13 protein-coding genes and 1 pseudogene are annotated in these 19,158 nt (G+C 64.0%); 6 read left to right on the forward strand and 8 right to left on the reverse strand.

What is annotated here, in order from left to right; genetic code table 11:
• Nucleotides 1-109 precede the first annotated feature (109 nt).
• Nucleotides 110-1,372: an OprD family porin gene (locus tag ACK59Z_RS00685; RefSeq protein WP_409292092.1), complete on the forward strand. Its 1,263-nt coding sequence runs from the start codon at nucleotides 110-112 to the stop codon at nucleotides 1,370-1,372.
• Nucleotide 1,373: 1 nt separating this feature from the next.
• Nucleotides 1,374-2,969, forward strand: a pseudogene (locus ACK59Z_RS00690) (MFS transporter); the annotation flags it as partial.
• 216 nt (nucleotides 2,970-3,185) lie between these two features.
• On the opposite strand, the gene ACK59Z_RS00695 reads toward ACK59Z_RS00690, so the two are convergent.
• The 4 genes from ACK59Z_RS00695 to ycaC form a co-directional block, all read right to left on the reverse strand.
• Entirely contained in the window at nucleotides 3,186-5,027 is a 1,842-nt protein-coding gene (locus ACK59Z_RS00695; protein ID WP_409292161.1) for an amidohydrolase, read from the reverse strand.
• A 340-nt stretch (nucleotides 5,028-5,367) separates the two neighbouring features.
• The gene (locus ACK59Z_RS00700; RefSeq protein ID WP_003253555.1) at nucleotides 5,368-6,186 is read right to left on the reverse strand and encodes an alpha/beta fold hydrolase; all 819 of its coding nucleotides are present in this window, start codon (nucleotides 6,184-6,186) and stop codon (nucleotides 5,368-5,370) included.
• A 40-nt stretch (nucleotides 6,187-6,226) separates the two neighbouring features.
• Nucleotides 6,227-6,535, reverse strand: coding sequence for a hypothetical protein (locus ACK59Z_RS00705; protein ID WP_108191097.1), 309 nt, complete (start codon nucleotides 6,533-6,535; stop codon nucleotides 6,227-6,229).
• Nucleotides 6,536-6,652: 117 nt separating this feature from the next.
• Nucleotides 6,653-7,282 carry an isochorismate family cysteine hydrolase YcaC gene (ycaC, locus tag ACK59Z_RS00710; protein ID WP_003253552.1) on the reverse strand — a complete coding sequence of 210 codons (630 nt, stop codon included), beginning with the start codon at nucleotides 7,280-7,282 and terminating at the stop codon, nucleotides 6,653-6,655.
• 321 nt (nucleotides 7,283-7,603) lie between these two features.
• Here ycaC and ACK59Z_RS00715 point away from each other — a divergent pair, with 321 nt between their 5' ends.
• Nucleotides 7,604-9,031, forward strand: a complete 1,428-nt coding sequence (locus ACK59Z_RS00715; RefSeq protein WP_409292095.1) for a mechanosensitive ion channel domain-containing protein — start codon at nucleotides 7,604-7,606, stop codon at nucleotides 9,029-9,031.
• Between the two features lie 108 nt (nucleotides 9,032-9,139).
• Here ACK59Z_RS00715 and ACK59Z_RS00720 read toward each other — a convergent pair whose 3' ends face one another.
• Complete coding sequence (locus ACK59Z_RS00720; RefSeq protein WP_003253548.1) at nucleotides 9,140-10,426, reverse strand: FAD-binding oxidoreductase; 1,287 nt, start codon at nucleotides 10,424-10,426, stop codon at nucleotides 9,140-9,142.
• Between the two features lie 157 nt (nucleotides 10,427-10,583).
• Complete coding sequence (locus ACK59Z_RS00725) at nucleotides 10,584-12,074, reverse strand: aldehyde dehydrogenase family protein (protein WP_003253547.1); 1,491 nt, start codon at nucleotides 12,072-12,074, stop codon at nucleotides 10,584-10,586.
• A gap of 135 nt (nucleotides 12,075-12,209) precedes the next feature.
• On the opposite strand from ACK59Z_RS00725, the gene ACK59Z_RS00730 reads away from it, so the two are divergent.
• Nucleotides 12,210-13,100: a LysR family transcriptional regulator gene (locus ACK59Z_RS00730; protein ID WP_003253545.1), complete on the forward strand. Its 891-nt coding sequence runs from the start codon at nucleotides 12,210-12,212 to the stop codon at nucleotides 13,098-13,100.
• Nucleotides 13,101-13,303: 203 nt separating this feature from the next.
• A complete protein-coding gene (locus ACK59Z_RS00735) occupies nucleotides 13,304-14,698 on the forward strand; it encodes a VOC family protein (protein ID WP_004575228.1) in 1,395 nt (464 codons plus the stop codon).
• 52 nt (nucleotides 14,699-14,750) lie between these two features.
• Here the strand turns inward: ACK59Z_RS00735 and ACK59Z_RS00740 are convergent, their stop codons facing one another.
• Nucleotides 14,751-15,677 carry a LysR substrate-binding domain-containing protein gene (locus tag ACK59Z_RS00740; RefSeq protein ID WP_047603706.1) on the reverse strand — a complete coding sequence of 309 codons (927 nt, stop codon included), beginning with the start codon at nucleotides 15,675-15,677 and terminating at the stop codon, nucleotides 14,751-14,753.
• Between the two features lie 157 nt (nucleotides 15,678-15,834).
• Here ACK59Z_RS00740 and ACK59Z_RS00745 point away from each other — a divergent pair, with 157 nt between their 5' ends.
• The gene (locus ACK59Z_RS00745) at nucleotides 15,835-17,223 is read left to right on the forward strand and encodes a NorM family multidrug efflux MATE transporter (RefSeq protein WP_060538446.1); all 1,389 of its coding nucleotides are present in this window, start codon (nucleotides 15,835-15,837) and stop codon (nucleotides 17,221-17,223) included.
• A 183-nt stretch (nucleotides 17,224-17,406) separates the two neighbouring features.
• Here ACK59Z_RS00745 and ACK59Z_RS00750 read toward each other — a convergent pair whose 3' ends face one another.
• Nucleotides 17,407-19,074, reverse strand: coding sequence for a putative bifunctional diguanylate cyclase/phosphodiesterase (locus ACK59Z_RS00750; RefSeq protein ID WP_409292098.1), 1,668 nt, complete (start codon nucleotides 19,072-19,074; stop codon nucleotides 17,407-17,409).
• Nucleotides 19,075-19,158: the final 84 nt, after the last annotated feature.

Genomic DNA, 19,158 nt, shown 5'->3' on the forward strand with positions numbered 1-19,158 from the left:
AACCCGTGGCGAAAAGGCCGGCACAGGTAAACCGCTCCCCCAGCACACCCTTACAAGACCCCTGGCCTATCCTTGCTCCACAGTCCCGGATCATCCCCCGGAGCTCCCCATGATCCGCGCCACACACGGACCAGGCCGCGCCCTGCTCGCCACCCTCGCCCTCGGGCCGGCGCTGAGCCACGCCGAGGCGCCCGGCTGGTCGCTGCTCAGCCGCAACTATTTCCTGCACAGTGACTTCCGCTCGCCCTCCGGCAGCGGCCAGAACTACCGCCAGGAATGGGCCCAAGGCTTCATCGGCGAGGTCCGTTCCGGCTTCACCGAAGGCACTGTCGGCGTCGGCATCGATGCCCATGGCTTTCTTGGCCTCAAGCTCGACGGCGGCCGCGGCCATAGCGGCACCGGCCTGCTGCCACGCGACAGCGATGGCCGCGCCGAGTCCGAGTACTCCAGCGCCGGTGCCGCGCTCAAAATGCAGTTAGGCAACACCCAACTGCGCTATGGCGAGATGATGGTGGAAACCCCGGTGTTCGACACCGGTGACAAACGCCTGCACCCGGAATACGCCACCGGCTGGTGGGTGGAAAACACCGACCAGCCCGACTGGCGCCTGCAGGCCGGGCGTTTCACTGCCTTCAACAACCAGGACAACAGCTCCACCCACGACGACTTCAGCGGCTACGGCGCGACCACCCACAACCGGGCCATCAGCCTGGCCGGTGCCACCTTCGCACCCAACGGGCCGTTCGGCGCCGCAGTGTATGCCGGGCAGCTGGAAAACACCTGGCGCCAGGCCTACCTCAACCTGAACGTGGCCGAGGGCAACTGGCGCCTGGACGGCAACCTGTACAAAACCCGCGACACCGGCAACGCCAGCGCCGGGGCGATCGACACCCTCGCCTACAGCCTGCTGGCCAGGTACAGCTTCGGCGCCCAGGCGCTGAGCCTGGCCTACCAGAAGGTCGAGGGCGACACCCCGTTCGACTTCGTCGGCGGCGACGCCATCTACCTGGCCAACGCGATCAAGTACGCCGACTTCAACGGCCCTGGCGAGCACTCGTGGCAACTGCGCTATGACCTGAACTTCGCCACCCTCGGCGCACCTGGCCTGAGCCTGATGGGCCGCTATGTCAGCGGCCGCGGCATCGACGGCAGCCATGCGCCGGCGGGCGGCGCCTATGTGAACCAGTACGGCGACGGCGGCAAGCACTGGGAACGCGACATCGACCTGAAATACGTGGTGCAGTCGGGGGCTGCCAAGGACCTGAGCCTGTCGTTCTCCCACGTCAGCCACCGCGCCAACCAGGCCCAGGCGGGCAATGATATCGACCGCATCTACCTGATCATCGAATACCCACTCAAAGGCAGCTTCTGACATGAGTACATCCCCTTCAGGTGCCTGGAGCCCGTTGCGTAACACCACCTTCCGCATGCTGTGGATCGCCACCATCGCCTCCAACATCGGCACCTGGATGCACGAGGTGGGCGCCGGCTGGCTGATGACCACGCTGTCGGCCAGCCCGCTGCACGTGGCGTTGATCCAGGTAGCCGGCTCGTTGCCTATGTTCTTCCTGGCCCTGCCGGCGGGCGCAGCGGCGGACATCGTCGACAAACGCCGCTACCTGTTGCTGGTGCAACTGTGGATGTCTTGCGTAGCGGTTGTGCTGGCGGCCCTGACCTTGCTCGGGATGATGAACGTCACCTTGCTGCTGGTGCTGACCCTGGCACTGGGCATTGGTACAGCGCTGATGATGCCGGCGTGGAGCGCACTGACACCGGAACTGGTGGGCAAGGAGGACCTGGCCAACGCGGTGGCGCTTTCCAGTGTCGGCATCAACGTGTCACGGGCCATCGGCCCGGCACTGGCGGGGGTGGTGGTGAGCATGGTCGGCCCGTGGCTGACCTTTGCCCTGAATGCCATCTCATTCGCGGGTGTGATCCTGGTGTTGTTCCTGTGGAAGCGTGAGGTGAAGGAACCACTGCTGCCGGCCGAACGCTTCGTTGGCGCCATGCGCACTGGGCTGCGCTTTGCCCGCAGCGCCAAGCCTTTGCAGGCCGTGATGCTACGCGCGTTGGCGTTCTTTTTCTGCGCCAGCGCCGGCACTTCGCTGCTGCCGCTGATCGTGCGTGGCGAGATGCGCGGCACCGCAGCGGACTTCGGCCTGCTGCTGGCGGCCATCGGTATTGGCGCAGTGGCGGGTGCCACCTTGCTGCCGCGCCTGCGTGAGCGCATCAGCCGTGACCGCCTGGTGTTACTGGCCAGCCTGCTGTATGCCCTGTTCCTGCTGGCCCTGGCGCTGGTGCGCAACTTCTATGCGCTGCTGCCCGCGATGCTGCTCAGTGGCGCGGCGTGGATCGCGGTGCTGTCCAACCTGCAGGTGGCTGCGCAGACTTCGGTGCCCGCCTGGGTAAGGGCGCGGGCTTTGTCGGTATACATTCTGATCTTCTTCGGCGCCATGGCCTGTGGCGGCCTGCTGTGGGGCACGCTGGCCAGCCATGCAACGATCACCTTCAGCCTGCTGCTGGCCGCAGGCGGCCTGGCGCTGGGTACCTTGCTGACCTGCAAGGTGACGCTGCCGGAAACCGAGGCAGAGGAGCTGACGCCATCGCTGCATTGGCCGGTGCCGGTGCTCAGCGATGACATGGACACGGAAGTCGGACCGGTGATGGTCACCGTCGAGTACCACATCGCCCCCACCAAGGCCGAGGCCTTCCAGCAGGCGGCGCGGGAGCTGGAAGCGATGCGCAAGCGCAATGGCGCATTGTCGTGGGGGTTGATGCGGGACAGTGCTGATCCGGCGTTGTGGCTGGAGTTCTTCTTCGAGGAATCGTGGCTGGAGCATCTGCGGCATCACCACCGGGTGACCCGTGGTGAACTGAAGATCGAGGCGCGGGTCAGGATGCTGCAGACCGATGGGGTTGAAGTGCGAATTCGGCATTTGTTGGCTGGCGGGGAGCATAAGGCTCACCATTGGTGCTGGCCTTTGCGGCCCTTTCGCTACAAGGACCGCGCAGCCCCCGTATGCGCGGGTTTACCCGCGAAAGGACCACAAAGGCCCCGTAGGTGCGGGTTACCTGCGAAAAGGCAGCAAAGGCCCTGTAGGAGCGGGTTTACCCGCGAAAGGGCCGGCACTGAAGACACAAAAAAGGGGCCAGATATTGGCCCCCGTTCTTCACATCAGCTCACCTTAGAAAGCGAAGCACGAACAGCCCAGCGCACCCCAGAATCCCTGGAAGTCATTGACCGGGACACTCGATTTGCGCGCCTTGTCATGGCTGTGTGCATGCACCCCGCACGGCCCCGAGCACTGGTGCACCGCGGCTGCCAACGATGGCGTACCAACGCGCCAGTGCCCAGGCACCTTGGTCACCGGCGACCACTCTGGCAGCACCGGCACCTGCGGCGGGCCAAGCTTGTCGAACTCGCCAGCACCGTACACCACCTTGCCATCAACGATGGTCAGCACCGACTCGATGCCCTTGATCGCCTCTTCATCGACACTGAAGAAGTCCAGCGACAATGCTGCCAGGTCAGCCAGCTGGCCTACCTTGATCTGGCCCTTCTTGCCTTGCTCGCTGGAGAACCAGGCGCTGCCCTGGGTGAACAATTGCAGCGCGGTGTCACGGCTCAGGCCTTCCGGGTACAGCTCCATGCCACCGACCGTCTTGCCGCTGACCAGCCAGTACAGCGAAGTCCACGGGTTGTAGCTGGACACTCGGGTGGCATCGGTACCGGCACCGACCGGCACGCCCATCTCGAGCATGCGTTTGATCGGCGGGGTCTGCTCGGCGGCCTTGGCGCCGTAGCGGTCGACGAAGTACTCACCCTGGAAGGCCATGCGGTCCTGGATGGCAATACCACCGCCCAGCGCACGCACGCGCTCGATGTTCTGCGGGGTGATGGTTTCGGCGTGGTCGAAGAACCAGGGCAGGCCGTTGAATGGAATGTCGCGGTTGACCTTCTCGAACACGTCGAGCATGCGCGTGATCGATTCGTTGTAGGTGGCGTGCAGGCGGAACGGCCAGCGCTGCTCGACCAGGTGGCGCACCACCGGCTCCAGTTCTTCTTCCATGGTCTGCGGCAGGTCCGGGCGCGGCTCGAGGAAGTCCTCGAAGTCGGCGGCAGAGAACACCAGCATTTCGCCAGCGCCGTTGTGGCGCAAGAAGTCGGTACCGCTGTGCAGCTTGACGCTGGAGGTCCACTTCTTGAAGTCGTCCAGTTCTTCCTTGGGCTTCTGGGTGAACAGGTTGTAGGCGATGCGTACGGTCAGCTGATCGTTGTCGGCCAGCTCCTGGATCACCGAGTAGTCATCGGGGAAGTTCTGGTAGCCGCCACCGGCGTCGATGGCGCTGGTCAGGCCCAGGCGGTTGAGTTCGCGCATGAACTGGCGGGTGGAGTTGACCTGGTACTCCAGCGGCAGCTTCGGCCCCTTGGCCAGGGTGGCGTAGAGGATCATTGCGTTGGGGCGGGCGATCAGCATGCCGGTCGGGTTGCCGAACTTGTCACGCTGGATTTCGCCACCTGGCGGGTTCGGGGTGCTCTTGTCGTAGCCGACGGCCTTGAGCGCAGCGCGGTTGAGCAGCGCGCGGTCATACAGGTGCAACAGGAATACCGGGGTATCAGGCGCAGCCTGGTTGATTTCTTCCAGGGTGGGCATGCGTTTTTCGGCGAACTGGAATTCGTTCCAGCCACCGACTACCCGCACCCACTGCGGGGTTGGCGTGCGCGCGGCCTGGTCCTTGAGCATGCGCAGGGCATCGGCCACCGACGGCACCCCTTCCCAGCGCAGTTCGAGGTTGTAGTTCAGGCCACCGCGGATCAGGTGCAGGTGCGAGTCATTGAGGCCCGGGATCACCGTGCGCTGCTTGAGGTCGACGATTTGCGTGGCGGCGCCCTTGTGGGCCATGGCCTCGGCGTCGCTGCCCACGGCGATGAAGCGGCCGTCCTTGATGGCGACGGCGTTCGCGGTGGGCTTTTCGCGGTCAACGGTGTGCAGTTTGCCGTTGAACAGAATCAGGTCGGCGGTCATGGAACCTCCTTGCGTGGATGCGTGAGCGGAACCGGCTTGGCCGGTGAAGGGCAATGCGGACCAGAGCGCGCCAGCGGCACCGAGCACAGTGCTGGTGGCGAGGAACTGGCGACGGGTCTTGTCGTTGCGATCCTGGGACATGGGCTTCTCCGACTAGGGGCCGGCAGGGGGACTGCGAAGCATGCCGGTTGATGCAAGGCCTGGGCTTGAATGGATGTGCGGTGGGTTGAAGAAGGTTAGTCCTGGTCAAGCTTTTTGCTGCCTGGGCCGGCCTCTTCGCGGGTAAACCCGCTCCTACAACGTCTGTAGGAGCGGCTTTACCCGCGAATGTTTTCCACCATTACCGCTGAAGGAACGCCAGCAGGTCCTCATTCAGTTGCTGTGCATGGGTCACCGCAAACCCGTGCGGCGCCCCGGCATACACCTTCAGCTCGGCACCGCGAATCAGCTCCGCCGCCTGCTTGCCGGTGGTCTCGAACGGCACGATCTGGTCGTCATCGCCATGGATCACCAACGTCGGCACATCGACCTTGGCCATGTCGGGACGGAAATCGGTCTCCGAGAAGGCCGTCACACAGTCCAGGGTGCCTTTGATTGACGCCATCAGCGCAATGTTCAGGGTCTGCGTCTGCACACCCTGGGACACCTGCTGCCCATGGTTCAGGCCGTAGAACGGCGTGGCGAAATCGGCGATGAACTGCGCGCGGTCGGCACGCAGGCCGGCCTGGATGCCCTCGAACACCGACAGGTCGACACCGTCAGGGTTGTCCTCACGCTTGCCGAATACTGGCGTCACCGCGCCCAGCAACACCAGCCCGGCCACCCGCTCGCTGCCGTGGCGGGCGATGTAGCGGCTGACATCACCGCCCCCCATCGAGAAGCCCACCAGGGTGACGTCGCGCAGGTCGAGGTGCTCGATCAGCTGGGCAATGTCATCGGCGAAGGTGTCGTAGTCGTAACCGTTCCACGGCTGGCTCGAGCGGCCGAAACCCCGGCGGTCGAAGGCGATGGCGCGGTAACCGCGGCTGGCCAGGAACTCCATCTGCGAATCCCACATGTCGGCATCCAGCGGCCAGCCGTGGCTGAACAGCACGGGCTTGCCGCTGCCCCAGTCCTTGAAATAGATCGAAGTGCCATCGCGGGTAACGAACGTGCTCATAGCGGTATCTCCTTGAACGTTTCGAGGTGAAGGCGTCGGCTCAGCCGCGCAGCCAGTTGGCGCAGCGGCGGGTTACCCAAGGCATGATGTAGAACACCACGGGCAGGATGACGAACAGGTTGACGATCAGGTTGCCGGTGATCACGCCGCCCAACTGCGGGAAGCGTGCAAACAGCGGCGCCAGCAGTTGCGGGACGACCATGGTCATCGGGCAGATCACCAGGTAGGTCAGCAGCGCCTGTTTCCAGCGCGGCGGTTGCGCTGCCGGGGTGCCCGGCGAGCTATCAAGCACCTTGTGTTGCAGGCATACGGTCACCACTTCGCGGTTGTCATGGAGTGCGGTGTTCATCGGCGTTCCTTGGGATGAGCTTGCCCGCATCCACTGTGCAACGGCGGACGGGCGCTGGATTGGATAGGTGTGCTGCCCTGGGCGGGCACCGATTGGCGGCGCCCGCGGCGTTTGCGCTTACTTGTTGGCGTTGAAGGCGTTGTAGCTGGTCATCAGGTTGCGGTAATCCGGGATGTGGTTGGAGCACAGCGCGGCCAGGCCTTCGATGTCGTTGCGCCAGTCGCGGTGCAGCTCGCAGGCCACGCCGAACCAGGTCATCAATTGCGCACCCGCCTGGCTCATGCGGTCGTGGGCGGCGTCGCGGGTCATGGCGTTGAAGGTACCGGAGGCATCAGTGACCACGAACACGTCGAACTCTTCTTCCAGGGCAGACAGGGCCGGGAAAGCTACGCACACTTCAGTCACAACGCCGGCGATGATCAGTTGCTTCTTGCCAGTGGCCTTCACGGCCTTGACGAAGTCTTCGTTGTCCCAGGCGTTGATCTGGCCAGGGCGGGCAATGTACGGGGCGTCCGGGAACAGGGCTTTCAGTTCTGGCACCAGTGGGCCGTTGGGGCCTTGCTCGAAGCTGGTGGTGAGGATGGTCGGCAGGTTGAAGAACTTGGCCAGGTCGGCCAGGGCCAGCACGTTGTTCTTGAACGCGTCCGGCTCGATGTCGCGAACCAGGGACAGCAGGCCAGCCTGGTGATCGACCAGCAGTACGGCGGCGTCGTCTTTGTTCAGGCGGTTGTATTTGAAGTGGGTCATGGGGGTAGCTCCTAAGGGTTTTGATGTTCAGTAAGTTGGGTGTTTCGCGTTGATGGGAGAAGATTAAAACCACCACCTTTGGAGCGGTAGATAGCGGTTTTTGGCTTTAGCGTTCTGTTTTAGGAACGATAGATTGGCGTTGGTTTTGCTGGCCTCTTCGCGGGCTCGCCCGCTCCCACAGGGATCGCACAAGGTTCAAAACCAGCGCTTTACCTGTGGGAGCGGGCAAACCCGCGAAGGGGCCAGCACAGGCTTGCATTGCCTGCCCGGCAAACCTGCTCTATTACTACCCACAGCCCTCCCCTCACCCCCGAGACCACCATGCTGGCGTTCATCCAGTCGTCCCCGTTGTTGCTCGGTTGCGCCCTGATCCTGCTCGACCTCGTGCTTTGGCAACTGATCCCCATTCAGCGCCATGCCTGGCGCATCAGCGCGCGCCTGGTGATCTTCCTGCTGTTCAGCGCGGTGCTGATGGCCGCCGGCATGAGCCCGCTGCAACCACCGCCGTGGCCCGACGATCTTTCGCGCAACCTGATGGCCACGGTATTGGCCATCGGCTGGTGGCTGTTCGGTGCGCGCACGGTGACCGTGGTGTTCGGCCTGTTGCTGGTGGCCCGTGGCAGCCATGGCGGGCGCTTGCTGCAGGATGTGCTGGGGGCGTTGATCTTCCTCGCCGCCGTGGTCGCGGCCGCAGGCTACGTGCTGCAACTGCCGGTGAAGGGCCTGCTGGCCACCTCCGGGGTAATGGCCATCGTCATCGGCCTGGCGCTGCAGAGCACACTGGCTGACGTCTTCAGCGGCATCGTGCTGAACACCACGCGGCCCTATCAGATTGGCGATTCAATCTCCATCGACGGCACCGAAGGCAAGGTCCTGGACATCGACTGGCGCGCCACGCGCCTGCTGACCGGTACCGGCAGCCTGGCGGTGATCCCCAACTCGGTGGCGGCCAAGGCGCGGCTGCTCAACCACAGTCGCCCGGCCGATGTGCACGGGGTATCGATCAGCGTGGTGGTCCCGGCCAAGGTGCGGCCCAAGCGCGTGTTCGATGCGCTGGAAAAAGCCTTGCAGGGCGTCAGTGCCATCCTTGCGACCCCGAAGCCGAAGGTGACGGTAAAGGCCTCGACTCTGGAGTCGGTGGAGTACGAGGCCAGCGGCTTCGTGGCCGATGCGGGCACCAAGGGCGATGCACGTAACCAGTTGTTCGACCTGGCGCACCGGCATCTGGAGGCCAGCGGGGTGATGTGGAACGTCGACCTGGCCGTGCCGCCGCGCAGCCGCCAGCGCGAGGTGCTGGATGAGGTGCGAGTGTTCCGCTCGCTGAGTGACGAAGAGCGCGATGCGTTGAGCCAGCGCATGACTGCAGTCGAGTATCTGGCGGACCAGGTGATCCTGGGGGTGGGCGAGCATTCCGATCATCTGCTGGTGATTGGCAGCGGTGTGGTATCGGCCTCGGTGCGCGACGGAGACAAACTGTTGGAAGCCGGGCGCATGGGGCCGGGTGAGGTGCTGGGGATCGAGGGGATCATCGACGAAGAAGATTCGCTGGCCGAGTTCCGCACGCTGACCAGTTGCGTGCTGTACCGGATCGACAAGGAACAGGTGAAGAGCTGTTTGCAGCAGCGTGGCGAAGTGCAGACGGCGTTGAGCAAATTGCAGCGGTTCCGGCGGCAGAGCCGGGAGTCGTTGTTGCTGCAGAAGCCGACTTCAATCAAGAAGGGTGGCTTCCTGAGTTGGTTGCACAAGTGAGCCTGTGCCGGCCTCTTCGCGGGTAAACCCGCTCCTACAAGTAGTGCACCGCCCTCGAGGGCTGTGGTGAACCTGTAGGAGCGGGTTTACCCGCGAAGAGGCCAGTACTTACAACACAACCCTCAGGCACTGCCCCGCGTGGTACAGCGAAAAACCGGACTCATAGAACGCCGTGCGCAGCGAAGGCGCGCTCACACCGCTCATCGGCGAAAACGGAATCGGCAGGCTGTCCGCCTCGCCCTTGAGCAGGAACTCGGCAAACGCCCGGCCAATCACGGTGCCGGTGGTATTACCGCGCCCGTTGTACCCGGTCACCGCCACCAACCCAGGCGCCGGCTCGAACAGGCGCATCAGGTGGTCAGGCGTGAAGTCGATGCAGCCGGTCCAGTGCATTTCCCACTCGACCTTGCCCAGCTCCGGGTAGTAATGGCCCTGGATGCGGTCGGCCCAGCTGCGCACGAACCACGCCGGCTTGTTGTCGACCCGGCCCAGGCTGCCGAGCAGCAGGCGGCCCTGATCGTCGCGGCGGATGCTGCTGAGCACGGTGCGGGTGTCCCACGAACCTTGGCCATGTGGCAGCACCTTGTCGGCTGCGGTGCCCTGCAGCGGTTTGGAGGCTACCTGATAGTAATAACCGCGGAAGAACTGCTTCTGCAGGTTGCTCCAGTCGCCTTCGGTGTAGGCGCCGGTGGAAATCACCACCTTTTCGGCGCGCACAGCGCCACGCGCAGTCTTCACCCGCCAGCCATCACCTTCACGCTCCAGGCCTTCGACCGAAGACTGCTGGAAAATCTTGCCGCCCAGGCGCGTTACAGCAGCCGCCAGACCCTGGGTGTAGCCCATGGGGTTGATGGTGCCGGCACGGCGATCAAGCAGCGCAGCGGAAATCTTGTCAGTACCGCAGTATTCCTGGCACTGGGCACCGGTCAGCAGCTCGACGTCGGCACCTCGGCGGCGCCATTGTTCGTGACGCGCTTCGAGGTCGGCGATACCGGTGGCGTTGTGCGCCATGTGCAGCGTGCCTTTGTGCTGGGCCTGGCAGTCGATGCCGAGGCGCTCGATCATGGCGAACACTTCAGCCGGGGCTTCGCCAAGCACCTTGTTCAGGCGGCTGCCCTGCTTCTGGCCAAGGGTGGCCTCGACGTCGTCGGGGCGGATCCAGGTACCGGCGTTGACCAAGCCGACGTTGCGCCCGGAGCCACCGTGGCCGATCTTCCAGGCCTCCAGCACGATCACCGACTTGCCCTGTTCGAGCAGGTGGATGGCCGCCGACAGGCCGGTAATACCGCCGCCGATCACACAGACATCGGCCTTGTGCTCACCGGCCAGGGCCTGGGCGGCGACGGTCGGTTTGCTGACGTGTTCCCACAAGCATTGTTGACGCAGTTCGGACATGGCCGGCTCCAGCAATTTGTTCTTGTTGGGGCCGCAGGGCGGCCCATTCGCGGGTAAACCCGCTCCTACAAGGATCGGTGTCGCTTGGACGAACCCTGTAGGAGCGGGTCTACCCGCGAACCGGGGGCCAGGCCCCCGGCCATGCAGCATCAATACATCAGTCGAACACGATACCCTGCGCCAGCGGCAGCTCGCGCGAGTAGTTCACGGTATTGGTCTGGCGACGCATGTAGCCTTTCCAGGCATCCGAGCCCGACTCACGGCCACCGCCGGTTTCCTTCTCGCCACCAAACGCACCGCCAATCTCGGCGCCGCTGGTACCGATGTTGACGTTGGCGATGCCGCAGTCGCTGCCCGAGGCGCTCTGGAAGCGCTCGGCTTCACGGATGTCGGTGGTGAAAATGCACGACGACAGGCCTTGTGGCACTTCGTTGTTCAGGCGCAGGGCCTCCTCGAAGTCGTCGTAGGCCAGCACGTACAGGATCGGTGCGAAGGTTTCGTGGCGCACCACGTCACTTTGCGCCGGCATTTCAGCAATGGCTGGCGAAACGTAGTAGGCGTTCGGGTACTGGTCGGCCAGCTGACGCTCGCCACCAAATACCTGGCCACCTTCGTCACGGGCCTTGGCCAGTGCACCCTGCATGGCGTCGAACGACTGCTTGTCGATCAGCGGGCCGACCAGGTTGTCTTTACGTGGGTCGCCGATACGCACTTTGCCGTAGGCGGCTTTGACGCGGGCAACCACTTCGTCCTTGATCGAGCGGTGCACGATCAGGCGGCGCAGGGTGGTGCAACGCTGGCCGGCAGTGCCGACAGCCGAGAACAGGATGCCGCGCACGGCCAGGTCCAGGTCGGCGCTCGGGGCCAGGATCATGGCGTTGTTGCCGCCCAGTTCCAGGATGCTGCGGCCGAAGCGGGCAGCAACGCGTGGGCCGACTTCGCGACCCATGCGGGTGCTGCCGGTGGCGCTGACCAGCGGTACACGCGGGTCGTCGACCATGGCTTCGCCAGCTTCACGGCCGCCGATCACCAGTTGTGCCAAGCCAGCCGGAGCATCGCCGAAGGCTTTCAGGGCTTTTTCGAACAACGCCTGGCAGGCCAGGGCGGTCAGCGGAGTCTTCTCGGACGGTTTCCATACCACCGAGTTGCCGGCCACCAGGGCCAGGGCGGTGTTCCAGGCCCACACGGCAACCGGGAAGTTGAAGGCGCTGATCACGCCGACCACACCCAGCGGGTGCCAGGTTTCACGCATGTGGTGGCCCGGGCGCTCGGAAGCGATGGTCAGGCCGTACAGCTGGCGCGACAGGCCAACGGCGAAGTCGCAGATGTCGATCATTTCCTGCACTTCGCCCAGGCCTTCCTGGGTGATCTTGCCGGCTTCGATCGAGACCAGCTCGCCGAGGTCGGCCTTGTGCTCACGCAGCACTTCGCCGAACAGGCGCACCAGTTCGCCACGGCGCGGAGCAGGCACACTGCGCCAGGCTTCGAAAGCGCTCTGGGCCTGATCGATGCGGGCGATGGTCTCGGCCTTGCCGAGCAGTTTCACCGAGGCGATCTGGCTGCCGTCGATCGGCGTGTGAACAGGGTAGTCGCCCTGGGTGTAAGCCTCGGCGGCAACGCCAAGGCGCTCGAGCAATCCAGCAACCATTTGTGCATCTCCTACATCGGTGATGGGGTGGAAAAATGATGTGGATCAGTATTAATCCGATCACATAGGTACAACAAACGACCTTTATTCCGCATATCATTCCGTCAGGTAATGATTTGAGCCGCAGAGACCGCTATGTCAAAACGCCTGGTACCCTCCATGACCGCCCTGCAGTGCTTTGAAGCTGCAGCCCGCCATCTGAGTTTTACCCGTGCCGCCGAAGAACTGCACCTGACCCAGAGCGCGGTCAGCAAGCAGGTGGCGCAGCTGGAAGACATGCTGCGCCACCACCTGTTCCTGCGCATCCGCCGGCGCTTGCAGCTGACCCCGGCCGGCAGCCTGTACCTGGCCGAGGTCAACAAAATCCTCACCCAGGTGGACATGTCCAGCCGCTACGTACTCACCTACGGCGAGCAGACCGAGATATTGAAGGTAGCCACTCAACCGAGTTTTGGCGTGCGCTGGTTGATCCCGCACCTCAAGGGGTTTGGCAAACGGCACAGCAATATCCACCTGGACATTCGCAACGAAATGGAGCCGTTCGCCCTGCTGCAAGGCTCGGCTGACGTGGTGTTCTTCTATGGCCAGGGGACCTGGCCGGGGGCCACTTGCGTGGAGTTGTTTCGCGAAGAAGTGGTGCCGGTGTGTGCGCCAGAGCTGCTGGCCGGGCGCAAGCTGGCCGGTGCCGAGGAGCTGGCCGAGCTGGTGCTGCTGCAAAGCACCTCGCGCCCGGAGGCCTGGCATGAGTGGTTCCTGGAGCAGGACCTGCAGAGCGTCAGCGCCTACCACGGGCCGCGCTTCGATACGTTCTATATGGCGTTGAGCGCAGCACAGGCCGGGTGCGGGGTAGCGCTGGTGCCGCGCTACCTGGCGGCGAAGGAACTGGCCGACGGTAGCCTGGTGGTGCCGTGGAACCATGCGATGCGCAGTGCCGGGGCGCACTATCTGGCGTACGCTGAACATGCGGCGGAGGTGCCCAAGGTGCGGGCGCTGGTGGAGTGGATCCACGAACAGCTCCAGGCTTGAGGGCCTCTTCGCGGCTAAAGCCGCTCCTACGGGGCCCTGCGCAAGACCCCAACCTTGCACGGTCCCTGTAGGAGCGGCTTTAGCCGTGAAACGGCCGTCGAGGTCGATCAAAAAAGGAATGACACACTCACTTTTTTTCGCTTGTGAGCAAAGTGCATTCCCAGCTTTCATGTAAGCGTCCGAACCCAACCAGGAAGCTAGCGATGCCCGCCAACGATTTCGTCAGCCCAGACAGCATCCGCGCGCAGTTCTCTGCCGCCATGTCGCTCATGTACAAACAGGAAGTGCCGCTGTACGGCACGCTGCTGGAGCTGGTGAGCGAAATCAACCAGCAGGTCATGGCCCAGCAACCCGAAGTGGCCGAGGCCCTGCGCTGGACCGGCGAAATCGAGCGCCTGGACCAGGAACGTCACGGCGCCATCCGCGTCGGCACCGCCGAAGAACTGGCCACCATCGCCCGCCTGTTCGCCGTCATGGGCATGCAGCCGGTCGGCTACTATGACCTCAGCTCCGCTGGCGTACCGGTGCATTCCACTGCCTTCCGCGCGGTGCACGAGCAATCGCTGCATGTCAGCCCGTTCCGTGTGTTCACCTCGCTGCTGCGCCTGGAGCTGATCGACAACCCGCAGTTGCGCGAGCTGGCACAGAGCATCCTGGCCAAGCGCCAGATCTTCACCTCCCGCGCCCTCGAACTGATCGCCCAGTGTGAGCGCGAGGGTGGCCTTGACGCCGCGGATGCAGAGACGTTCGTGCAGGAGGCGCTGCACACCTTCCGCTGGCACCAGGACGCTACCGTTACGGCCGAGCAGTACCAGCAGCTGCACGACCAACACCGCCTGATCGCAGATGTGGTGGCCTTCAAGGGCCCGCACATCAACCACCTGACCCCGCGTACCCTGGATATCGATGCAATCCAGCTCGGCATGCCTGCCAAGGGCATCCCGCCGAAGGCCGTGGTTGAAGGCCCGCCCACCCGCCGCCACCCGATCCTGCTGCGCCAGACCAGTTTCAAGGCCCTGCAGGAAACGGTCGCCTTCCGCGACCAGCAAGGCCGCGAAGGCAGCCACACCGCGCGCTTTGGCGAAATCGAGCAACGCGGCGCGGCGCTGACGCCGAAAGGTCGCCAGCTTTACGACAAGTTGCTCGACGCTACCCGCGCTGCGCTGGGTGGCGCTCCGGCCGAAGCCAATGCCGAGCGTTACATGGCGCTGCTGCAGGCAAACTTTGCCGAATTCCCGGATGACCTGGCGCAGATGCGTGAACAGGGCTTGGCGTACTTCCGCTACTTCGCCACCGAGAAGGGCCTGGCCGCACGCGACCAGGAAGGCCGCCCGACCACCCTGCAAGGCTTGATCGACGCGGGCCACGTGCACTTCGAGGCGCTGGTGTACGAGGACTTCCTGCCGGTGAGTGCGGCGGGGATCTTCCAGTCCAACCTGGGTGACGATGCGCAGGCCGAATACGGCAGCAACGCCAACCGCGAAGCGTTCGAAGCGGCGCTGGGGTTGCAGGTACAGGATGAGCTGGCGCTGTATGCGCAAAGCGAGCGCCGGTCGCTGCAGGCCTGCGCACAGGCGTTGAACCTGGGCTCGATGTAAAACCGCACCGGCCTCTTCGCGGGCGAGCCCGCGAAGAGGCCGGTGCAGGTGATCAAAGAGGCGGCAGGATTTCCACATCCGGCAAATCCATTGCCGCCACCTCGCCTTCCAGGAACGCACTCAACCGCCGCAACCGCTCGCCGCCTCGCCGGGTGCGCGGCCACACCAGGTAGTAATCCATGCCGCTGGGCACCGCCGTCGGCCATGGCAGGCTCAAGCGCTTCTGCGCCACATCTTCGGCCACCATCAGCAAATCGCCCATGGATATTCCATAGCCACGCGCCGCGGCAATCATGCCCAGCTCAAGGGTATCGAACACCTGGCCGCCCTTGAGCGACACCTCGTCGCCAAGCCCCATACGCTCCAGCCATTCCCGCCAGTCACGCTTGTCCACCGTAGGGTGCAGCAGCTCGATAGAGGCCAGCCTACGTACATCCCAAGGTTCCTCGTCGAGCAGGTCCGGCGCACCGACCGGGATCAGTAACTCAGGGAACAGCTTGCGCACCTCCCACTCCGCCGGGAACACCCCATCACTGAGCAACACCGCGCAATCGAACGGCTCCTGGTTGAAGTCCACATGGTCGACATCCATCCAGGCACTGGTCAGTTGCACCTCATTGCCCGGCTGCAGGTGGCGAAAGCGGCTGAGGCACGCCAGCAACCAGCGCATGGTCAGGGTCGAAGGGGCTTTCATGCGCAATATCTCGTCTTCACCGCACAAGGTTTCACAGGCCCGCTCAAACGCCGCGAAGCCCTCGCGCACGCCCGGCAGCAGTACCCGCCCCGCTTCGGTAAGTTGCAGGCTGCGGCCACTGCGCACGAACAGGCGGCAGGCAAAATGCTCCTCCAGCGTACGGATATGCCGGCTGATGGCGCTTTGGGTGATAGAAAGCTCTTCGCCCGCACGGGTGAAGGAGCTTAGCCGCGCGGCAGCTTCGAATGCGCGCAGGGCATACAGCGGTGGTAGCTGGCGTGGCATGAGGCACCTGCAATATGGGCGTGTGAGGCAAATCACCGAGAAGCCTATATACATGAGTTCAACTCATGCCAACTATCGCTTTTATCCTTTTGTGCAAAGTTGACCGAAGCCTCAGAATCGCCCTTCGTTGATCACCTCAGAATGAAGGACTGCCCCCATGCACGTCGCGCCCACCACAGAACTCAAGGCTTTGCTGCGCCTGGCCGGGCCGCTGATTGCCTCGCAGTTGGCGCACATGCTGATGGTGCTGACCGACACCCTGATGATGGCCCGCATCAGCCCCCAGGCCTTGGCGGGGGGTGGCCTGGGGGCAGCCAGCTATTCGTTCGTATCGATCTTCTGCCTGGGCGTGATCGCCGCAGTCGGCACGCTGGTGGCCATTCGCAAGGGTGCCAACGACATCGAGGGCGCCACCCGGCTGGCGCAGAACGGCCTGTGGCTGGCCTGGGCCTTGGCGCTGTTCGCCGCGCTGGTGCTGTGGAACCTTGAACCTGTGCTGCTGCTGTTCGGGCAGAAGCCCGAGAACGTGGCATCGGCCGCCGAATTTCTCACCCTGCTGCCACTGGCCCTGCCCGGCTATCTGACCTTCATGGCCTTGCGTGGCTTCACCAGCGCGCTGGGCCGCTCGACCCCGGTGATGGTCATCAGTTTGTTCGGCACAGTGCTCAACTACCTGTTCAACGTGGCACTGATCGAAGGCATGTTCGGCCTGCCCAAGCTGGGCCTGATGGGTATCGGCCTGGTCACTGCAGTGGTGTCGATGGGCATGGCCGCTGCCTTGGCGTTGTATATCCGCTGGCATTCGGCCTATGCCGCCTACCCGCTGCGCAAAGGCCTGTCACGCCCATCACTGGCGGCCCTGCGCGAGCTGTGGCGGCTGGGCCTGCCGATTGGCGGTACCTACATGGTGGAAGTGGGCCTGTTCGCCTTCGCCGCGCTGTGCATGGGCGTGCTGGGTAGCACCGAGTTGGCGGCGCACCAGATTGCCCTGCAGATCGTGTCCACGGCATTCATGGTGCCGACGGGCTTGTCCTATGCGGTGACCATGCGCGTCGGCCTGTACTACGGCGCTGGCAACCTGCTGGCGGCGCGCAGCGCCGGGCGGGTGGGCATCGGGTTCGGGGCCATGATCATGTTTGCCTTCGCCGCGCTGTTCCTGCTGCTGCCCGAAGCACTGGTAGGGCTGTTCATCGACCGTAATGACCCGGCCTTTACCGCGATCTTCCAGGTGGCCGTGCAGTTGTTGATGGTGGCGGCGTGGTTCGAACTGTTCGACGGCATGCAGACGATTGCCATGGGCTCGATCCGTGGGCTGAAAGATGCCAAGACCACCTTCCTGATCGGGCTGGTGTGCTATTGGCTGGTGGGGGCGCCGAGTGCCTGGCTGTTCACCTTTACGCTGGGCGGTGGTGCAGTAGGGATCTGGTGGGGGCTGGCGCTGGGGCTGGCATGTGCGGCGGTGGCGCTGACCTTTGGCTTTGAGTGGCGGATGAAGCGGTTGTTGGGGAAGGCTTGGGCTACCGGAAAGGCGACGGCTTCGGCCTGACGTGGGGGCCTCTTCGCGGGTAAACCCGCTCCTACAACGGCCTGTGTCCAACGCCGGTGTGTGTGTCCACCGCAGATCAGTGTGCAGGAGCGGGCTTGCCCGCGAATACGGTGGTGGCGGCAACGGTGAACGTCTGGTGGAGATTGGCCAGCAGGCCCGGCCCATTCGCGGGTAAACCCGCTCCTACAGGACAGCCTCCAACTGGCGTCCGGGCGCCTGCAGCAAATACGCCATCAATTCCCCTATCGGTAGCGGCTTGCTGACCAGGAACCCCTGCACCTGGTCGCAACCAAACCCACGCAGCAACGCCAGTTGCTCTTCACTCTCCACACCCTCGGCCACCACCTCGAGGTTGAGGTTGTGCGCCAGGTTGATCATGGCGTGTACCAGCTTGCGGTTCTCTTCACGCATTTCCATTTCCGCAACAAAGCTGCGGTCCACCTTGAGCAAGGTGATCGGCAGGCTGTTGAGGTGCACGAACGAAGAAAACCCGGTGCCGAAATCATCGAGCGAGAAGCGCACGCCCAGGCGACCCAGCGCGTCCATGGTCTGGCGCACCACCTCGTTGCGGCGCATCACCGCCGTCTCGGTCAGCTCGAACTCAAGCCAGCGGGCATCCACACCGTGCTCGAGGATCAGGCGACTCAACGTGGCCAGTAGCTGGCTGTCCTGGAATTGGCGAAAACTCAGGTTGACCGCCATGTGCAGCGGTTCCAGGCCACGCTCGCACAATGCCTGCATGTCACGCAGGGCACGGGAAATAACCCAATAACCCAAGGGCACGATCAGGCCGCTCTGCTCGGCCAGTGGCACGAACTCACTGGGTGGCAGCAGCCCGCGCTCGGCATGGCGCCAGCGCACCAGCGCCTCCAGGCCAACAATGCGCCCGTCAGCCAGGTTCAGGCGGGGCTGATAGTGCAGATCCAGTTCATCGCGGCGCAGGGCGCGGCGCAACTCGCTTTCCAGGTCGGCAAGGCTGCGGGCGTTGCGGTTGATGCGTTCGTTGAACACATGGAAGGTGCAGCCTTGGCTGCCCTTGGCCTGACGCATGGCGATGTGCGCGTGCCACATCAGCGGATCGGCGCCGCTCTGCGCGCGAGCATGTGCAATGCCCAGGCTGCAGCCCAGCAGCAGGCTTTCGCCGTCGATCCAGTAGGGCTCTGCCAAGGCCTCGACGATGCGTTCGGCAATCCATTCGGCGCGGTTGGCATCGCGACGGGTGTCGATCAGCAGGGCGAACTCGTCGCTACCCAGACGTGCCAGCTGGTCGCCCGCCTCCAGCTGATGCTTCAGCCGTGCCACCACCTGCAGGATCAACCGGTCACCGCTCTGGTGGCCCAGGGCGTCGTTGACGTGGCGGAAGTTGTCCAGGTCCAGGTGGCCAAGCGCGACACCACGGCCTTCGTTTTCGGCCAGGCGTGCATTGAGCAAAGCCTGGAAGCCCTGGCGGTTGGCGATGCCGGTCAGCGGGTCCTGCTCGGCAAGGCGCTGCAAGGTGGCGACCAGCACCCCTCGCTCTCGCACATGGCGCAGTGAGCGGCGCAGGGTATCGGCGTTGAGCTGGTCGCGCACCAGCCAGTCACTGACAGCGCTGGGCGCTGCCTCAGGCTCGTGTTCAAGCAGCAGAATAGTCGGCAGCTCGCAACGCCCGGGGGCGGGCTGCAAGGCGGGTGTTGCCAGCACGACGGCCTGACGATCATGGCTGAACAGGCTGTCGACCGCCTCCCAGTTTGGCGCAGTCAGTAACACGGCGCTGCCACCCAGTGCGGGCATGCACGCGTGCAACGAGGCAGCCCATTCCGGCTCATCGGCCAACAGCAGCAAACGCAAAGGTTCGACAGGCGTGGACAAGCGGGCTCCTTAGGGCTTGACGGTGCAACGAGATCTGGAGGGGATGCTACTGCATTCAATGAAAATGATTTTCACTTTTATACA

This window comes from Pseudomonas sp. KCJK9058 (assembly GCF_046230975.1).
GTDB classification, from domain to species: domain Bacteria; phylum Pseudomonadota; class Gammaproteobacteria; order Pseudomonadales; family Pseudomonadaceae; genus Aquipseudomonas; species Aquipseudomonas alloputida.

Excerpts from the sequence above, each read along its gene's own strand:
- ACK59Z_RS00735 (WP_004575228.1), top strand. The coding sequence starts at position 13,304 with ATGCCCGCCAACGATTTCGTCAGCCCAGACAGCATCCGCGCGCAGTTC.
- ACK59Z_RS00725 (WP_003253547.1), bottom strand. The coding sequence starts at position 12,074 with ATGGTTGCTGGATTGCTCGAGCGCCTTGGCGTTGCCGCCGAGGCTTAC.
- ACK59Z_RS00695 (WP_409292161.1), bottom strand. The coding sequence starts at position 5,027 with ATGACCGCCGACCTGATTCTGTTCAACGGCAAACTGCACACCGTTGAC.
- ACK59Z_RS00715 (WP_409292095.1), top strand. The coding sequence starts at position 7,604 with ATGCTGGCGTTCATCCAGTCGTCCCCGTTGTTGCTCGGTTGCGCCCTG.
- ACK59Z_RS00740 (WP_047603706.1), bottom strand. The coding sequence starts at position 15,677 with ATGCCACGCCAGCTACCACCGCTGTATGCCCTGCGCGCATTCGAAGCT.
- ACK59Z_RS00705 (WP_108191097.1), bottom strand. The coding sequence starts at position 6,535 with ATGAACACCGCACTCCATGACAACCGCGAAGTGGTGACCGTATGCCTG.
- ACK59Z_RS00720 (WP_003253548.1), bottom strand. The coding sequence starts at position 10,426 with ATGTCCGAACTGCGTCAACAATGCTTGTGGGAACACGTCAGCAAACCG.
- ACK59Z_RS00745 (WP_060538446.1), top strand. The coding sequence starts at position 15,835 with ATGCACGTCGCGCCCACCACAGAACTCAAGGCTTTGCTGCGCCTGGCC.
- ACK59Z_RS00700 (WP_003253555.1), bottom strand. The coding sequence starts at position 6,186 with ATGAGCACGTTCGTTACCCGCGATGGCACTTCGATCTATTTCAAGGAC.
- ycaC (WP_003253552.1), bottom strand. The coding sequence starts at position 7,282 with ATGACCCACTTCAAATACAACCGCCTGAACAAAGACGACGCCGCCGTA.
- ACK59Z_RS00730 (WP_003253545.1), top strand. The coding sequence starts at position 12,210 with ATGTCAAAACGCCTGGTACCCTCCATGACCGCCCTGCAGTGCTTTGAA.
- ACK59Z_RS00685 (WP_409292092.1), top strand. The coding sequence starts at position 110 with ATGATCCGCGCCACACACGGACCAGGCCGCGCCCTGCTCGCCACCCTC.